Below are 16376 nucleotides of genomic sequence, written 5' to 3'. Positions count from 1 at the left end.
CCGCGTTGCTTCTCCTTCCGGCAAACCCGCCTGTTGCTGCTTATACTTGTGGCACACGGGGTTACGCTCAGGGAGGCAAAATGCCAAAGAAACTCACCGACAAACAAAAGTCCCGTCTCTGGGACGCGCAAAAGAATCATAATTTTCAGGCCAGCAACCGGCTGGAAGGCATTGAGGTGCCTCTGGTGACTTTGTCCCGCGAAGAAGCGCTGGCGCGCATTGACGAGCTAAGGGGGCATTATGAGCGATAAATTCGGCGACGGGCGCGACCCTTATTTCTGGTCCGGCAGCGATGTGCTGCGCAACCGGCTGAACATTCATGCCGCGAAGGATCTGCAGCATGCCGAGCGTGAACTGACCTCGCTGCGCGCGGCGACGCTGGAACTCGGCCCGGTACAGCGCGGGCTGCCGCACCTGTGCGCCATTCACCGCCAGCTTTTCCAGGATATCTACGACTGGGCGGGCGAACTGCGTGAAGTGGACATCTATCAGGGTGAAACCCGCTTTGCGCATTTCGAATATCTGGAGACAGAGGGCAACGCGCTGATGCAGGCGCTGGAAGATGAGGACTATCTCATTGGTCTGGAGCCCGAGGCGTTTGTCGCGCGCCTCGCGCACTACTACTGCGAAATCAACGTGCTGCATCCGTTTCGCATCGGCACGGGCCGCGCTCAGCGTGTGTTCTTCGAACAGCTGGCGCTGCATGCGGGCTACAGCCTTGACTGGCGCGGCGTGGAGGTTGAGGCGTGGCGCGCCGCCAACCAGGCGGGCGCGATGGGCGATCTGGCACCGCTTGAGAAAATCTTCGCAAGCGTAGTGAGCGAAGCGCGGGAAAGCGAGTAAACTGACGCGGTTCTTTTTTCCGGAGCCGCCATGTTACTGCTTATCGACAACTACGATTCTTTCACCTGGAACCTGTTTCAGTATTTCAGCGAGCTGGGCGCGGAGGTGGTGGTCAGGCGCAACGATGAACTGACGTGCGACGATATCGAGGCGCTCGCCCCGGCGCGCCTCGTGATCTCTCCCGGCCCCTGTACGCCGAATGAAGCCGGTATTTCACTGGCGGCGATCCGGCGTTTTGCCGGTCGCCTGCCGATCCTCGGCGTTTGCCTCGGGCATCAGGCCATCGGACAGGCCTTCGGCGCGGCCGTGGTGCGAGCCGAAAAGGTTATGCACGGCAAGACCTCGGTAATTTCGCACACCAACAGCGGCGTGTTTGCGGGGCTCAACAACCCGCTGACCGTGACTCGCTATCACTCGCTGATTATCGACCGCGCCACGCTGCCTGCGGAGTTTGAGATAACCGCCTGGACGGACGCGGGCGAGATCATGGGTATTCGTCACCGCCACCTTGCGCTGGAAGGCGTGCAGTTCCACCCGGAAAGCATTCTCAGCGAGCAGGGCCATCAGCTACTGGCGAACTTCCTTTTGCGCTGAATTTTTATTGCCTTTTAGTGATTTTTTATTCATATTTTGTGCTTATCTTTTCATGTGCGATGGCACATTTACTGGATGGGCATGAAATGGCAACTGAAAAAACAGCAATTACGCGCGCCACCTTTGATGACGTGATCCTGCCGATTTATGCACCGGCTGAATTTATCCCGGTGAAAGGCAAGGGCAGCCGCGTGTGGGATCAGCAGGGCAAAGAGTATGTCGATTTCGCGGGCGGTATCGCGGTAACGGCGCTCGGGCACTGCCACCCGCGGCTGGTAGAGGCGCTGAAAGCGCAGGGCGAAACGCTCTGGCATACCAGCAACGTCTTTACCAACGAGCCTGCGCTGCGCCTGGGCCAGAAGCTGGTGGACGCCACCTTCGCCGAGCGCGTGGTGTTTATGAATTCCGGCACCGAAGCCAACGAAACCGCGTTCAAGCTCGCCCGCCACTACGCCATCACCCGCCACAGCCCATACAAAACCAAAATCATCGCGTTTTATAACGCCTTTCACGGACGTTCGCTGTTTACCGTCTCCGTGGGCGGCCAGGCGAAATACTCCGACGGTTTCGGCCCGAAACCGGCTGATATCATTCATGTGCCGTTTAACGATCTTGATGCGGTCAAAGCGGTGATGGACGACCACACCTGCGCGGTCGTGGTCGAGCCGGTGCAGGGCGAGGGCGGTGTGACCGCCGCGACGCCGGCCTTCCTGCACGGCCTGCGCGAGCTGTGTGATGCGCATCAGGTGCTGCTGGTGTTCGATGAAGTGCAGTGCGGCATGGGCCGCAGCGGCAAGCTGTTTGCTTATATGCATTACGGCGTAACGCCCGACATCCTGACCAGCGCCAAAGCGCTCGGCGGCGGCTTCCCGGTTAGCGCGATGCTCACCACTCATGATATCGCCTCGGCGTTTCACGTCGGCTCGCACGGCTCCACTTACGGCGGTAATCCGCTCGCCTGCGCGGTGGCGGGCGAAGCGTTTGATATCATCAACACTCCGGAGGTGCTGGGCGGCGTAGCGCATAAACGCGAGCAGTTCGTACAGCATCTGGCGCAGATTGGCGAGCAGTACGGCTTATTCAGCGATATTCGCGGTATGGGCCTGCTGATCGGTGCCGAGCTGACGCCCGCCTTCCACGGACGCGCGCGCGATCTCCTCTACGCCGCGGCGGCGGAAGGGGTGATGGTGCTGAACGCCGGGCCGGACGTGCTGCGTCTTGCGCCGTCGTTGCTGGTGGAGCGCGCGGATATCGACGAAGGCATGGCCCGCTTTGCGCGCGCCGTCGCGCGCGTGGTCAACGGCTAATCATGGTGACTGGCTCAGGCGTCGTCTGAGCCAGATCCCGTGATGCGGGCGCTGACGCCACGCCACGGAAGAGATGGTATGCATGGTGCGCAGGTGATCGAGAATGCGCAGCAGATGATGTTCCATCACGCCCGGTGCCCCTTCCGGTAAGACGTCTTCGCCCTCCAGTACCGCCTCGTTTTGCGTATCGCCCGGCGCGTCATGCTCAAGCCGCTGCTGGCAGCGCTGTAGCGCAATCTCACACGCCTGTAAGTAGCGCGCTGCGGTTTCTGGCGGCAGCGCGGTTTGCTCGCGCGCCATCGTCGTTATCGCGTTGATGTGCTCGACAATAAACTGGCTGTGCGTCACCCACAGGCGCATATCCTCCAGATAACGGCTGTTAAAGCCGGGCTCCTGCATAGCCTGATTGAGCGAGTTATAGAGCGCGTTATGCGCCTGGTTGACCTGCATACGCTGCCAGGCGAGCGGGCCGGGTTGCGGGTCGCCGCTCAGGATCAGGCGCAGCGCCTCCTGGTCTGCCTCCAGCGCGTCATGCGCGTTCTGGCGCAGCAGGCCGCTTTGCCACTGGGGCCAGAGCCAGACCATGCCGCCGAACGCGATAAGACAGCCGGACAGGGTGTCTATCAGGCGCGCCACGATGTACTGCTCGCCGTTGAGCGTCAGGATTTGCAGCGAATAGACCGCCGTGACGGTAAAGCCAATCATCGCCCAGCCGTAGTGTCGCCGGATTATCAGATAACTGATTAACGTCACTAGCAGCATGCCGAGCAGGGTATAGCCCTGCGGCACTTTCAGGTGCAGCGTGATGCCCGCGATAATCAGCCCCGCCAGCGTGCCGCCCGCCCGGTGCAGGATACGCACGCGCGTCGCGCCATAGCCGTTTTGGGTGACGAACAGCACCGTCATCAGGATCCAGTACGGCTTCGGCAACTGGAAGGCGCTCCCTAACAACCCCGCCGCCGCCAGCATCACGCCCAGACGCGCGGCGGTGCGCAGCGCGGCGGATTTCAGCGACAAATAGCTTTTCAGCGCCCGCAGCAGCGGCAGGCGGCGCTTACCGCTGTCCATCAGGTCACGGGCGTAGAGCGGGCGCTGGGTGCGCAGCACGCGTGCGATGCGGCTGAAATGGTATTCGCAGAACTGGCCAACCGGGTTATCCGGGTGCTGGCGGGCGATTTTCGCCAGCGCCTCGACCTGCTTATCCATCGAGAAGCGGTGCGAATAGCGGTGGTAGAGAATGTCGTCAGAGAGCGTGCGCAGCCGCGTGGCGACGGTCTGCGCCGTCCAGCGCAACACCGCTTCGGCGTGGCTGCGCTCCACCAGTTTTTGCACTTCGCCGGGCTGATGCAGCGACACCGAGATGTGCTCCTGGAGATCCAGCGCCACCTGAAACGTGCGCAGCAGGCGCTTGTAACCGTTCTGCTTAGTGGCGGAAAGCATCTGCAACTGCTGATAGCACTGGCTTATTTGATCCACCACTTTTTGCTGATGCACCAGCAGCGGCGGCAGCGCCTGTTCCGGCTCGGTGTGGCGCGTCAGCAGGCTGTATTTGGCTTCGCAGTAGTCGGCGAGGCTTTTATAAATCAGGCTTAACGATTCACGCAGCGGCTGCTCGCGCCACAGCCAGAACCAGAAACCGTTAAACGCGCCATACCAGAGCGTGCCGAGCACATAGAGCAGCATAGGCTGCCAGATGGGCATATTGCCGGCGAGGCTTAACGTAAAGATGGCCGCGATGAGCGAGGCGGGCAACAGACGCGCATGCAGCGGGCTGATTTCCGCCGTCACGCCAAGCAGCAGCGCCAGCATCAGCAGAATGAGCGGCAGCGGCACAGACTGCAGCAGCAACAGCTGCACCGCCAGACTGCTCAGCGCAAACAGCGATGCGCCGATGATCAAGCGTTTAAAAAAGCGTTTGTGCGGGGTATCGAGACCGGCAATGTTGCAGCAGGCGGGAACGAGCGAGAACAGCAACCCTTGTTGAAGATGGCCCAGCATCAACCCGACCGCCACCGGCAGGCTTAAGATGAGCGTTTGCCGTAAAGCGTAATTAATTTCAGGGTGATAGATAAGACGACGCCACATAGGGGAGAAGTATAGATACAAAAACGGCGTGTTACCGAAGCGACACGCCGTTTTTTGCTTTTTTAGCGGGTTCCGTAAACCACGATGGTTTTGCCGTGGGCGGATATCAAGTTTTGATCTTCGAGCATTTTCAGAATGCGGCCAACGGTTTCGCGGGAGCAGCCGACGATCTGGCCGATTTCCTGACGCGTGATTTTGATCTGCATCCCGTCCGGATGGGTCATCGCGTCCGGCTGTTTCGCCAGATTCAGCAGGGTCTGCGCGATGCGGCCAGTCACGTCGAGGAAGGCGAGGTTGCCCACTTTCTCAGAGGTAACTTGCAGGCGGCGAGCCATCTGCGAGGAGAGACGCATCAGAATATCCGGGTTAACCTGGATCAGCTGACGGAATTTTTTGTAGGAGATTTCAGCCACTTCACAGGCAGTTTTAGCGCGAACCCAGGCGCTGCGTTCCTGACCTTCCTCGAACAAACCCAGTTCGCCGATGAAGTCACCCTGATTCAGGTACGAGAGGATCATCTCCTTGCCCTCTTCATCTTTGATCAGCACTGCCACTGAGCCTTTAACGATGTAATACAGCGTCTCCGCTTTTTCACCCTGGTGAATCAGCGTGCTCTTAGATGGATACTTATGAATGTGGCAATGTGACAAGAACCATTCAAGAGTCGGGTCTGTTTGCGGTTTGCCAAGCACCATGCGCGGTTATCCTCTGTTTTAAACTGGCTCCAAAGACAGGGCGCGTAACCCCTGTCTGGCTTTGCATTCATCATCTTCCCGAGTCCTGGGAAGTTGGCTGTCCGTGGACGTCGCAGCCGATAAATTATCTTCTCCTCTGCATACATGCGTAACATCAATGTATCGCCGCTGCATCCAGACTGTTTTAGCATAGCTTTTCTCAGGTGTCTCCTGTTGTCTCGTTTCAGCTTGACGCAGGTCGCCCTTCCATTGCCTCTGACGTCGCGCGCGCGTAATCTGTCAGAAAAATGAATAGCCTGGAGTGATTAACATGCATGCACGAGTGAAATGGGTGGAAGGGTTAACCTTCCTGGGCGAGTCCGCCTCCGGGCATCAGATCCTGATGGACGGCAACTCTGGCGACAAAGCGCCGAGCCCGATGGAAATGGTTTTGATGGCCGCAGGTGGCTGCAGCGCGATTGATGTTGTCTCTATTCTGCAAAAAGGTCGTCACGACGTGACCGACTGCGAAGTGAAGCTGACGTCAGAGCGTCGCGAAGAAGCGCCGCGTCTGTTTACGCATATCAATCTGCATTTTGTGGTGACGGGCAAAGCCCTGAAAGACGCGGCAGTGTCGCGCGCGGTGGATCTGTCGGCAGAGAAGTATTGCTCAGTGGCGCTGATGCTCGGCAAAGGGGTCAATATCACCCATTCGTATGAAGTGATTGAAGCGTCATGAGATGACGGACGGCCCGGCAGGCGCAGCGCCACCGGGCATCGCCGTCACGCTATCTGTTTTCCTTCCATCAGCCGCTGCACCAGCGGCAGCATAATAAGCTCCATCGCGAGCCCCATCTTCCCGCCCGGCACCACCAGCGTATTGATATGTGAGATAAACGAGCCCTGCAGCATCGCCAAAAGCCACGGATAATCGATGTTATCCAGATTGCGGAAGTGAATGACCACGAAGCTTTCATCAAGCGACGGAATGCCTTTCGCGGCGAACGGATTGGAGGTGTCCACCGTCGGCACGCGCTGGAAGTTAATATGGGTGCGTGAGAACTGCGGCGTGATGTAGTTAATGTAATCTTCCATCGAGCGCACCACGGAATCCATCACCGCCTCGCGCGAGTGGCCGCGCTCGCTGGTATCGCGGATGAGCTTCTGTATCCACTCCAGGTTGACGATAGGCACCACGCCCACCAGCAGATCGACATGCTTCGCCACGTCATGCTGCGGCGTCACCACGCCACCGTGCAGCCCTTCGTAAAACAGCACGTCCGTCGGCTCCGGCAGCGGCTGCCACGGCGTAAACGTGCCGGGCACCTGATTCCACGGCACCGCTTCGTCATAGGTGTGCAGATATTTACGCGACTGTCCTTTGCCGGTCAGCCCGTACTCCACAAAGGTTTGCTCCAGCAGGCCGAAATCGTTCGCCTCCGGGCCGAAGTAACTGATATGGCGGCCAAGATCGCGCGCTTTGCGAATAGCCATGTCCATTTCCGGGCGCGTGTAGCGGTGAAAGCTGTCGCCTTCCACTTCGGCGGCACGGAGATTCAGCTGGGCGAAAATTTTACGAAACGCGAGGCTGGTGGTGGTGGTTCCCGCGCCGCTGGAGCCTGTGACGGCGATAACCGGATGTTTGGCAGACATAGCGAGACAACTCCCTGAAGCGGCGGGGCAAGGCTCCGCCTGGCAACGTTAACCGCGAAACTGCGAACGCGGCATGATATTGACCGTTTCGTGCAGCTCAGACCACACCAGAACGGCTTCGCCACTTTGCAACTGACGCCGCACGTCGGCGACCTTTTGCTCAAGCGAGCGTTCATGTTCACCATAATCGGTGCCTTCGCGCAAGACGAAGGCTTCAATCAGGCGCTCCAGGGTGTCGGGCGCGATCTCTTGCCAGGGAATGATCATTTATCGGTCCAGATAAGACGTTAACCAGTCAGGAATGCGCTGTTCCAGCCACATTTTGGGCTGACGCAGCGTGCCGCCGACAAAGCCCACGTGACCGCCATGCTCTGTCAGTTGATATTCAATATTAGCAGGCAGCGTGGTGGTGTCGGGGATCACGTGATGATCCATAAACGGGTCGTCTTTGGCGTGGATAATCAGCGTCGGACGGGTGATGCTGGCGAGGCGCGGCATCGCGCTGCACTGGCGATAGTAATCGACGGCATCGCTAAAGCCGTGAATTTTCGACGTGATCAAATCATCGAAATCGCGGATGCGGCGCAGGCGCTTAAGCTGGGCGAGTTCAATCGGCAGCGTGCCGGGCCAGGCCTTCAGCTTGCGGGTGGCGTTGGCTTTCAGCAGGTTCAGCAGATAGAACTGATAAAAGCGTGAAAAGCCTTTTTCCATATGGTTGCAGCAGTGTTCGAGCATAAACGGCGCGGACACAATCACGCCTGCCGTCAGCGGGAAGCTGGCGTCAATCTCCGCCATCAGGCAGCCGAGCATATTGCCGCCGAGCGAATAGCCCACCGCCGCTGTCGGCACGGTGCCGTAGCGCTCATCCAGCCAGCGCAGGAAAAAGGTGCCGTCTTCGGTTTCGCCCGAATGATAGATGCGCCCCAGTTTGTTTGGCACGCCGCTACAGCCGCGAAAGTGCATCACCATGCCGAGCCAGCCGCGCGCTTTCGCCGCATGGATAAGGCCGTGGGCGTAAGGGCTGTGCAGGCTGCCTTCCAGACCGTGAAACACCACCAGACGCGGTTTATGACGCGCCTGGTCAGGGTTTTCGCTAAACGCCAGGTCGACAAAATCGCCGTCCGGCAGATCCAGACGCTGCCAGTGCGGCTCAAACTGCAAACGGCGGCGCAGCACGCGCGGCAGCATGGTTTGCAGGTGTGGATTGCTGACTCCCGGCATTGGCTGAAAGTGTGAGGAATCGGTGTTCAGTGCAGGAAGTTCTGCGGGAGTAATGTCGGCCATAGCTGATGTCTTTTATTAGTTCGCTAATTACTATACCGGTTGTGATTCATTTTGTTGATGCTTTGGTGCGGATCACTCGGCCAGTAAATTGCGCGAGAACAGGTGAATATCAGCATCCGGCTTACGTCGCCAGAGCCTGGCCTTACGCGCGCCGGTGGCGACGCTCTCGCCGGTCTCTTCAAACATGCCGGACGCCTCAAAGCGCCGGATCAGGCTTTTACGCTGGATGGGCTGGCCGAGAATAATCTCCGTCGCCTCCTGAAGCTGGCTCAGTGTAAAACACTCCGGCAGACAGTAGACCGGCAGGAGCGAATACATTGTTTTCTGGCGCAGGCGGCGCAGGGCGGCCTCGATAATCGTCTGGTGATCGAACGCCAGCTCGATAGCGTCAAGCTCCGCCACCGGCACCCACTGCGCATCGCTGACGGAGGCGATATGCGGCTGACAGTCGACCCAGGCGATAAGCGCAAACCAGGCGGTGGTGAGGCTCCAGCCGCGCGGGTCACGCTCCGGGCCGGAAAACGTCTCCAGTTGCTCAAGCCATGACGGGCGCACGCCGGTTTTCTCGGTGAGCTTACGCAGCGCCGTCGCGTGGGTGGAATCATCTTTCTGCATATCGATAAACCCGCCGGGCAGCGCCCAGCGGCCCTGCTGCGGCTGACGGGCGCGCTGTACCAGCAGCACGCAGAGCGCCTGATCGTGCAGGGTGAACAGCACGCTGTCGACGGTCACCAGCGGGGAAGGGAACCGCGCAGGGTCATAAGTTTCCAGATATTCCGCTTCAGTGGTCATGCACCGCTCCGTTTAATTGTCTCAGAGACAAGTTTATCAGCCCTGAACGCCGGGACAAAGCAAACCTGTAATGTTTTAATTTTCAGCAACATGCTATTTTTTAGCCAGTGCGGCGAAAATTTCGCTTGCTTATTAGTGTCTCTTGGACAATATTAAATGTGTCGCAAGGACATAAACTAATTAACCGGGGGCGAAAATGATGCAGCCGCAACTGATGGTAGACGGACAAGAGATTGCAACACAGACCGGGCGTTTTCCTGACGGCGCCGTGTGGGCGAAAGTGACCGGCGAACTGCCGCGCGTCGCCTCGCTGATGCGTATTCGCGCCGCCGCCATGAAAACGATGGACGATTTCATGCTGCTGGCGCAGCTTACCGACGCGGTGCGCCAGCACTGTGACGTGCGCTTCAGCCATCTGGAACTGCCGTGGCTGCCGTATGCCCGCCAGGACAGGCACATGCAGCCGGGTGACAGCTTCGCGCTGAAAGTCTTCGCCCGCCAGCTGAACACCCTCGGTTTCGACAAAGTGATCGTACTCGACCCGCACAGCGAAGCCGCTGCCGCCGCGATTGAAAATCTGGTGGCTATCCCGCAGGAGCGTTGCCTGTTACAAAGCAAGACGCTGGAGCGTGCCCTGAAGGCCGGCGAGTTAATGCTGGTGGCACCCGATGCCGGGGCGCTTAAAAAAATCCATGCCGTCGCGCAGGCGGCGGGCGTTCATGAATTTGCCATTCTGACCAAACAGCGCAACGTCGTGACCGGCGAGCTGACCGGTTTTCGCCTGGTGGACGGTGACGTGAAAGGCAAAGCGGTGCTGATTGTGGACGATCTCTGCGATGCGGGCGGCACGTTTATCGGCTCAGCCCTGGTGCTGCGTGACGCCGGGGCAAGCAGCGTCAGTCTCTACGTCACCCACGGCGTGTTTTCTAAAGGCGTCGAAAACCTGCTGAATAACGGCATTGATAAGCTGTATACGACCACCTCCTTCGCGCCCGCTGAACTGGCGCAGGAACGGGTAGAAATGATTGATATCAATACAATTTATAACGCGTAAGGAGAAGGGCGATGAACATGAATCCGATTCTGGCTATTGATGGCTACAAAGTGTCGCACCGCGAGCAGTACCCGGCAGGCACCACTAAAGTCTATTCCAACTTTACGCCGCGCAGCGACCGTCATTTCCACTCTCCTGTCGCGGACGGTAAACTGGTGTTCTTCGGCCTGCAGGGATTCCTGCAATGGTTCCTGGTCGATCTGTTTAACGAGCAGTTCTTCGCGCGCCCTGAGGCGGAAGTGGTAGGCGAGTATCAGGCGGTAATGGACAGCTATATCGGCAAGGGCGCTGTCAGCGCGGATCACATTCGCGCGCTGCATCAGCTTGGTTATCTGCCGCTGCATATCAAAGCGCTGGATGAAGGCAGCAAAGTGGCGATGAAAGTGCCGGTGCTGACCATTACCAATACCCTTCCGGAATTCTTCTGGCTGGTGAACTACCTGGAAACCGTGCTCTCGGCGGAGCTGTGGAAATCCTCCACTAACGCCACTATCGCGCATCACTACCGGACTATCTGCGAGCGCTGGGCAGAGAAAACCTGCTCTGACGTAAGCCACCTCGATTTTCAGTGCCACGATTTCTCGTTTCGCGGCATGTCCGGCCTTCAGGACACCGCGCAGGCGGGCTGCGGCCACCTGCTGAGCTTTAAAGGCACCGATAATATTCCGTCGATGCTCTACGCCCGCGATTACTACACCCAGGGCCAGGAGTGCTTTATTGCCGCGTCCATCCCGGCGACCGAGCACAGCGTGATGTGCATGGGTGAAAAAGAGAGCGAAATCGAGACGTTCCGCCGCCTGATTTGCGATCTCTACCCGAACGGCTTTGTCTCGATTGTCTCGGACACCTGGGATTACTGGCGCGTTATCACGGAATATACCCGTGAGCTGAAAACGCAGATTATGGCGCGTGAAGGCCGCGTGGTGTTCCGCCCGGACAGCGGCGACCCGGTGGAGATCCTCTGCGGCACCGGTGCCGATGACGACACGCGCGCCGATCGCACGCCGGAAGAGAAAGGCTCTGTAGAAGTGCTGTGGGAAATTTTCGGCGGCACCGTGAATGACAAAGGCTTCAAAGTGCTCGACCCGCATGTGGGGCTGATTTACGGCGATTCCATTACGCTTGAGCGCGCCGAAGAGATCCTGCGCCGTCTGGCGGCGAAAGGCTTCGCCAGCTCTAATGTGGTGTTCGGCGTCGGTTCGTTTACCTATCAGTACAACACCCGCGATACCTTCGGGTTTGCGATGAAAGCGACATACGGCGAAGTGAACGGCGTGGGCCGCATGATTTTCAAAGAGCCGAAAACCGACAGCGGACTGAAACGCTCAGCGCGCGGGCTGCTGCGCGTCGAGCGTGACGACAACGGCGACTATCAGCTGTTTGACGAACAGACGCTGGAACAGGAACAGCAGGGTGAACTGAAAACCCGTTTCCTGGATGGCAAACTTCACGGCGTGGAGCATCTGGAAACCCTGCGCCAGCGCCTCGCGGCGCAGCGTTAATCCAGCGCACCGGGCGTTCGCGCCCGTGTAGTATCCCTTCTGACGGCGCCTGCGTATGCAGGCGCACATTCATTAAATTACACGTAACCGTCGGTTTTCAGCATTTTGTCGAGCGTGCTCATTTCAATAGCGAGTTCGGTCTTATCGTTTTCTAACAGGCGGGCATGATGCTGGCTGAAGGCGGAATGCAGCGTTTTCAGCATGGCGGCGCTGCGGGCGTTAATTTCAGCGGCGTCGCTATTCTCCACTTGCTGCTCCACAAGACGATGGCTTTTCAGCGTAATCTCCCTTACCGCAGGCAAATAGCGCTGCAGGAATTTGGTTCCCGGCTCCACATCTTTAGGATCGGTTTCAATACAGTGCATGATCAGATGCGTGTAATTGATGATGCCGTCAATTTCCGTCTGCTGCTCCGGTGCCAGTCCTTGTAAAGAGACCAGATAATTGATCTCACGTTGAGGGTCGAACTCGGCAGACGACTTCTGCACTGCCTGAGGTTGCCCGACGGCGGGCGTGGCCGTTTTCCCGAAGCGTTTATTTTTGAATGCTGCGATGCGCTGGCGAAGAGCATTGTAAATCGGCGTCCAGCCCATCCCGATGGCGACAAGGGCGACGGCGAAAATCAGATACCCTGGCGATAATGACTGCGTGCCAAAAGCCTCGAAGTAAGCCTGACAGGCTATCCCTCCAACAGCGAGATACCAGATATAGATTTTTTGAAAGGGCTTCAGGTTGCGCAGGAGATAGGTCACCAGCGCCACGCTGCCTGCCCAGAAGGCGAAGCCGGCATTCGCCCCCGGCCAGAAAAGCCCCACAAGCACACCGACGGTAAACGCCACGCGATCGTAAAACAGCGTGCGGGCAAGCAGGATAAACCCCATCCAGCACGAAACAGAAAGCGCGCTCCTGAAGGCATCGGAGGTGTCATGCGTTCTTGCTACGGCATCCGCCAGCTGTGTTGTCACGAAGCTTGAAGAAAATAGCAGAATAAACAGCTGGATAACGACACGCTTCCAGCGTTTGTTATGAAACGCGTCTAAAAAAGTAGCCATGCTTTTTCTCATCACATACGGGACGCGGCGACATCCGCATCCGGCGGGAAAGATTTATGCCTGATGCGCAGTGCTGCTGGCGATATTTGACAGGCGCGTGCGCAGTTCGTCTTCCATCACAGAGAGCTCTTTTTCAACGCTCTGACGGCTTGCGCGGGCATTGCTGGCGATAGCGACAGACTCTTCAAGGGTCGTTAACAGACGAGTATGGACATCGCGTAGCGTGTCGATATCCACGACAGAACGTTCCACTTCGCGAGCCGTTTCTATTGTGCCGGTCTGAAGTAACTCTGCGTTGCGGCGCAGCATGTCATTAGTGGTATCTGCGACATCTTTCTGTAGTTTTGTCGCCTGCCGCTGGGTATTCAGCGATAGCGCCAGCACCAGTTGGGTTTTCCACACCGGGATGGTGGTAAGCAGGCTGCTCTGGATTTTCTCCGCCAGCGACTGGCTGTTGCTCTGCATCAGGCGAATCTGTGGCGCGGTCTGGACGGCAATCGTGCGGGAGAGCATCAGATCATGAAGACGACGCTCAAAGCGTTGAATATTGGCGGCCAGGTCGCGCGCGGTCTGCATCTGCAGCGCATCACCAGACGCCTGCTGCTGGGCGAGGGGCAGGTCGGTGTTCTGTAACTGAGCGATTTTTAGCTTGCCGGCGATAATATGCAGATTGATTTGCTGGTAATAGTCGCGATTGCGAATAAAGAGCTGCTCAAGCGTGGAAATATTACGCAGTAAATCGACCATCGCGTCTTCGAGCTTACCGGAGATGTTTTCCACCTGACGGGCCAGCGTTTGATAGGTTAATAGCGTGTGCTCAAGGCGATTAAACAGCTTGCCGACCAGGGGCACGGAAGCCAAAAAGCCGGGTTTTTCACTGAACGCGGTTAGATCCACCGCTTTAACTTTACTCAGCAAATCGGTCAACTGTTCACCCACGACGCCAGCATCCTTCGCCTGCACTTGCTCAAGCAGGGCATCGGAAAACCGGGAGATCTCACCCATGGTTTTCGCACCCCAGGAAAGCGACATCACGGGATCGGTAATGTCTATCTGGCTGACGAGCTTTTCGACTTCCTGCTGTTGTTCAGGGGTTAATACTTCCCCTGCAGGTAAAATATCTTGCGTTGCCGCCGGCAGGGGCGACAGGTCAGTGACCGGGGTCGTATCTGTCATTAACGGTTTCCTTTTTATCGTCGCCACGGCGGCGGCAGTATTACCCCGACGCCTGGCAGGCAGGGGAGAGTCATCAGACAGAGCGACAGTTTTTATCGACGGGCTAAGGGATAACCGCGCTGCATAATACGCGTTGCCTGTGTGCAGAATGCCTGGAGAGTAAGCAAAGATGATCTTTGTTTCAACGGTTTTGAAAGGGTATTAATTGCCGTATGCAATTGGCATATTTCTGAATGTGCGTCTCAGGGCGGTATAACGCGTAATCAAAGATGGCCCGCTGCGCCGGGTTTACAGGTTTAGTCTGCGCCCGACGCAGCCCTTGCCACGCTGGCAGGCGGGCTGCCAGCGTGGAACGTTACGGCTGATTTAACATCTGCTCCAGCGATTCCTGGGCGTCCAGCCAGGCCATTTCGCACTCTTCCAGCGCGGCTTTGGTTTTCGCCTGCGTTTGCAGACACTCATTCATCTCCGCTTTGCGAGCCGGATCGTAAATGGCGCTGTCGGCGAGCTTCTCTTCGACGCCCGCAAGCGTGGCGTTGAGCTTTTCCATCTCTTTTTCCAGACGCGTTATCTCTTTACGCAGCGGCTGCGTCTGGGTGCGCAGCTCCGCCTCGCGGCGCTTCTGATCTTTGCGCGCCTGCGCGCTGTTGCCGTTCTCTTTTTCGCGGCTGGCGTCGTCGCTCTGGCTCTCCTGCTTCTGCACGTCGCTGAGCCACTGCTGGTAATCGTCCAGATCGCCGTCGAACGGTTCGACTTTGCCGTCGTGCACCAGATAGAGATCGTCGGTGGTGGAGCGAATCAGGTGACGGTCGTGCGAGACCACCACCAGCGCGCCTTCGAATTCGATCAGCGCGTCGGTCAGCGCCTGGCGCATATCGAGATCCAGGTGGTTGGTCGGTTCATCGAGCAGCAGCAGATTAGGGCGCTGCCAGACGATCAGCGCCAGCACCAGACGCGCTTTCTCGCCGCCGGAGAACCGCTCGGTAACTTCCGTAACTTTATCGCCCTGGAAGCCGAAGCCGCCGAGATAGTCGCGCAGCTGCTGTTCGGTTTCACGCGGGGCGATGCGCGCCAGATGCTGCAACGGCGATTCGTCGGCGCGTAAAAACTCCAGCTGATGCTGCGTGAAGTAACCAAGCTTGATGCCTTTGGCAAGCCCAATGTCACCGCTGACTGGCGCAAGTTCGCCTGCCAGCAGTTTGATGAGCGTCGATTTGCCTGCGCCGTTGCGCCCCAGCAGACCGATGCGCGAGCCAGGCACCAGGTTGAGCTTGATAGAGTTCAGAATGATGCGCTCGCCATAACCGGCGCTGACTTTTTCCATTTTCAGCAGGGGATTAGGCAGGCTCTCCGGCGCGCGGAAGCTGAAGTGGAATGGGTTATCCACGTGGGCAGGCGCAATCAGCTCCATGCGCTCCAGCATTTTAATGCGGCTCTGCGCCTGCTTCGCCTTAGACGCTTTCGCTTTAAAGCGGTCGATAAAGCTTTGCAGATGCGCGACGCGCTGCTGCTGGCTTTCATACGTTGCCTGCTGCTGGGCAAGACGCGTGGCGCGCTGGCGCTCGAACGAGCTGTAGTTGCCGGTGTACTCGAACATATTTTGCTGTTCGATATGAATGATTTTGTCCACCACCGGATCCAGGAAATCGCGGTCGTGCGAGATAAGGATCAGCGTGCCGTTATAGCTTTTCAGCCATTTCTCCAGCCAGATGACCGCGTCGAGATCGAGGTGGTTGGTCGGTTCGTCAAGCAGCAGCAGATCGGAGCGGCAAATCAGCGCCTGCGCGAGGTTAAGACGCATGCGCCAGCCGCCGGAGAAATCGCTCACCGGGCGCGTCAGCTGTTCATTGCTGAAGCCCAGCCCGTGCAGAAGGCTCGCGGCGCGCGAGCGAATGGTCCACGCGTCGATGGCGTCCAGCTTGCCGTGCGCCGCGGCGATGGCGTGACCGTCGTTGCGCTCGGTGGCCTCGTTCAGCTCATGCTCAAAAGCGCGGTATTCGCGGTCGCCGTCAATCACATACTCCATGGCGGGCTGCGCGAGCGCAGGCGTTTCCTGATTCACCCAGGCGAGCTGCCAGGTGCCGGGGTAGGTGAAACTCCCGCCGTCGGCGCTAATCTCGTTTTTCAGAAGCGACAGGAGCGTGGATTTGCCGCAGCCGTTTTTGCCCACCAGGCCCACTTTCTGGCCCGGATTGATCGTAGCGGTGGCGTTGTCCAGCAGCACGCGAGTGCCGCGACGAATTTGTAACGAGGAGAAAACAATCATAAGGCGCCGTAGATTCAGACTATGTTAAATTGTCATTATATTCATGTAACGTGATGCTTTGGGCACCGCGTGGGGCCGCCATGGTAGCCCAAAA

Annotated in this window: 16 protein-coding genes; 7 read left to right on the top strand and 9 right to left on the bottom strand. The window is 58.1% G+C overall.

The genetic code is table 11. From position 1 onward, the window contains the following. Window positions 1–80 precede the first annotated feature (80 nt). From ACUW6V_RS11055 to argD, 4 genes are all read left to right on the top strand, one after another. Window positions 81–251 (top strand): YhfG family protein, encoded by a 171-nt coding sequence (locus ACUW6V_RS11055; protein WP_007899722.1) that lies wholly within the window; start codon window positions 81–83, stop codon window positions 249–251. After that, complete coding sequence (locus ACUW6V_RS11050; RefSeq protein ID WP_104658317.1) at window positions 241–843, top strand: putative adenosine monophosphate-protein transferase Fic; 603 nt, start codon at window positions 241–243, stop codon at window positions 841–843. The genes ACUW6V_RS11055 and ACUW6V_RS11050 overlap by 11 nt, the downstream gene beginning before the upstream one ends. A gap of 30 nt (window positions 844–873) precedes the next feature. Further along, window positions 874–1437, top strand: coding sequence for an aminodeoxychorismate synthase component II (locus ACUW6V_RS11045; RefSeq protein ID WP_014727921.1), 564 nt, complete (start codon window positions 874–876; stop codon window positions 1435–1437). 86 nt (window positions 1438–1523) lie between these two features. Then, on the top strand, window positions 1524–2744 hold the full coding sequence (argD, locus tag ACUW6V_RS11040) for a bifunctional acetylornithine/succinyldiaminopimelate transaminase (protein ID WP_105578567.1): 1221 nt from the start codon (window positions 1524–1526) through the stop codon (window positions 2742–2744). On the opposite strand, the gene ACUW6V_RS11035 is transcribed toward argD, so the two are convergent. Then, window positions 2745–4829 (bottom strand): YccS/YhfK family putative transporter, encoded by a 2085-nt coding sequence (locus ACUW6V_RS11035; protein WP_015387175.1) that lies wholly within the window; start codon window positions 4827–4829, stop codon window positions 2745–2747. A 62-nt stretch (window positions 4830–4891) separates the two neighbouring features. Then, entirely contained in the window at window positions 4892–5524 is a 633-nt protein-coding gene (crp, locus tag ACUW6V_RS11030) for a cAMP-activated global transcriptional regulator CRP (RefSeq protein WP_000242758.1), read from the bottom strand. A gap of 310 nt (window positions 5525–5834) precedes the next feature. On the opposite strand from crp, the gene ACUW6V_RS11025 reads away from it, so the two are divergent. Continuing rightward, complete coding sequence (locus ACUW6V_RS11025) at window positions 5835–6242, top strand: OsmC family protein (RefSeq protein WP_004386596.1); 408 nt, start codon at window positions 5835–5837, stop codon at window positions 6240–6242. Between the two features lie 44 nt (window positions 6243–6286). On the opposite strand, the gene ACUW6V_RS11020 is transcribed toward ACUW6V_RS11025, so the two are convergent. The 4 genes from ACUW6V_RS11020 to ACUW6V_RS11005 all read right to left on the bottom strand — a co-directional run bounded on the left by ACUW6V_RS11020 (window position 6287) and on the right by ACUW6V_RS11005 (window position 9232). Continuing rightward, on the bottom strand, window positions 6287–7156 hold the full coding sequence (locus ACUW6V_RS11020) for a phosphoribulokinase (RefSeq protein ID WP_004386597.1): 870 nt from the start codon (window positions 7154–7156) through the stop codon (window positions 6287–6289). A gap of 48 nt (window positions 7157–7204) precedes the next feature. Then, entirely contained in the window at window positions 7205–7423 is a 219-nt protein-coding gene (locus tag ACUW6V_RS11015; protein ID WP_004386598.1) for a YheU family protein, read from the bottom strand. Continuing rightward, window positions 7424–8440 (bottom strand): hydrolase, encoded by a 1017-nt coding sequence (locus ACUW6V_RS11010; RefSeq protein ID WP_454038349.1) that lies wholly within the window; start codon window positions 8438–8440, stop codon window positions 7424–7426. Between the two features lie 72 nt (window positions 8441–8512). Continuing rightward, window positions 8513–9232 (bottom strand): NUDIX hydrolase, encoded by a 720-nt coding sequence (locus ACUW6V_RS11005; RefSeq protein WP_454038348.1) that lies wholly within the window; start codon window positions 9230–9232, stop codon window positions 8513–8515. Between the two features lie 196 nt (window positions 9233–9428). On the opposite strand from ACUW6V_RS11005, the gene prs reads away from it, so the two are divergent. Beyond that, the gene (gene prs / locus ACUW6V_RS11000) at window positions 9429–10286 is read left to right on the top strand and encodes a ribose-phosphate diphosphokinase (protein ID WP_454038347.1); all 858 of its coding nucleotides are present in this window, start codon (window positions 9429–9431) and stop codon (window positions 10284–10286) included. Between the two features lie 11 nt (window positions 10287–10297). Beyond that, entirely contained in the window at window positions 10298–11788 is a 1491-nt protein-coding gene (locus ACUW6V_RS10995) for a nicotinate phosphoribosyltransferase (protein ID WP_142969655.1), read from the top strand. A gap of 77 nt (window positions 11789–11865) precedes the next feature. Here the strand turns inward: ACUW6V_RS10995 and ACUW6V_RS10990 are convergent, their stop codons facing one another. The 3 genes from ACUW6V_RS10990 to ACUW6V_RS10980 all read right to left on the bottom strand — a co-directional run bounded on the left by ACUW6V_RS10990 (window position 11866) and on the right by ACUW6V_RS10980 (window position 16282). Further along, window positions 11866–12840 (bottom strand): 5-bromo-4-chloroindolyl phosphate hydrolysis family protein, encoded by a 975-nt coding sequence (locus ACUW6V_RS10990; RefSeq protein ID WP_454038346.1) that lies wholly within the window; start codon window positions 12838–12840, stop codon window positions 11866–11868. 54 nt (window positions 12841–12894) lie between these two features. Then, window positions 12895–14016, bottom strand: coding sequence for a toxic anion resistance protein (locus ACUW6V_RS10985; RefSeq protein ID WP_454038345.1), 1122 nt, complete (start codon window positions 14014–14016; stop codon window positions 12895–12897). Between the two features lie 355 nt (window positions 14017–14371). After that, window positions 14372–16282: an ABC transporter ATP-binding protein gene (locus ACUW6V_RS10980; RefSeq protein ID WP_454038344.1), complete on the bottom strand. Its 1911-nt coding sequence runs from the start codon at window positions 16280–16282 to the stop codon at window positions 14372–14374. Window positions 16283–16376: the final 94 nt, after the last annotated feature.

This window comes from Cronobacter sp. 153480017-3, assembly GCF_053627815.1.
Note: the sequence above shows the minus strand (reverse complement) of the source record. Positions and strands in the feature narration are given on the sequence as shown.

Coding starts and splice junctions, on each gene's coding strand:
- ACUW6V_RS11020 (WP_004386597.1), bottom strand. CDS start 7,156: ATGTCTGCCAAACATCCGGTTATCGCCGTCACAGGCTCCAGCGGCGCG.
- ACUW6V_RS10985 (WP_454038345.1), bottom strand. CDS start 14,016: ATGACAGATACGACCCCGGTCACTGACCTGTCGCCCCTGCCGGCGGCA.
- ACUW6V_RS10995 (WP_142969655.1), top strand. CDS start 10,298: ATGAACATGAATCCGATTCTGGCTATTGATGGCTACAAAGTGTCGCAC.
- prs (WP_454038347.1), top strand. CDS start 9,429: ATGATGCAGCCGCAACTGATGGTAGACGGACAAGAGATTGCAACACAG.
- ACUW6V_RS11015 (WP_004386598.1), bottom strand. CDS start 7,423: ATGATCATTCCCTGGCAAGAGATCGCGCCCGACACCCTGGAGCGCCTG.
- ACUW6V_RS11005 (WP_454038348.1), bottom strand. CDS start 9,232: ATGACCACTGAAGCGGAATATCTGGAAACTTATGACCCTGCGCGGTTC.
- argD (WP_105578567.1), top strand. CDS start 1,524: ATGGCAACTGAAAAAACAGCAATTACGCGCGCCACCTTTGATGACGTG.
- ACUW6V_RS11045 (WP_014727921.1), top strand. CDS start 874: ATGTTACTGCTTATCGACAACTACGATTCTTTCACCTGGAACCTGTTT.
- crp (WP_000242758.1), bottom strand. CDS start 5,524: ATGGTGCTTGGCAAACCGCAAACAGACCCGACTCTTGAATGGTTCTTG.
- ACUW6V_RS10990 (WP_454038346.1), bottom strand. CDS start 12,840: ATGGCTACTTTTTTAGACGCGTTTCATAACAAACGCTGGAAGCGTGTC.
- ACUW6V_RS11055 (WP_007899722.1), top strand. CDS start 81: ATGCCAAAGAAACTCACCGACAAACAAAAGTCCCGTCTCTGGGACGCG.
- ACUW6V_RS11035 (WP_015387175.1), bottom strand. CDS start 4,829: ATGTGGCGTCGTCTTATCTATCACCCTGAAATTAATTACGCTTTACGG.
- ACUW6V_RS11025 (WP_004386596.1), top strand. CDS start 5,835: ATGCATGCACGAGTGAAATGGGTGGAAGGGTTAACCTTCCTGGGCGAG.
- ACUW6V_RS11050 (WP_104658317.1), top strand. CDS start 241: ATGAGCGATAAATTCGGCGACGGGCGCGACCCTTATTTCTGGTCCGGC.
- ACUW6V_RS10980 (WP_454038344.1), bottom strand. CDS start 16,282: ATGATTGTTTTCTCCTCGTTACAAATTCGTCGCGGCACTCGCGTGCTG.
- ACUW6V_RS11010 (WP_454038349.1), bottom strand. CDS start 8,440: ATGGCCGACATTACTCCCGCAGAACTTCCTGCACTGAACACCGATTCC.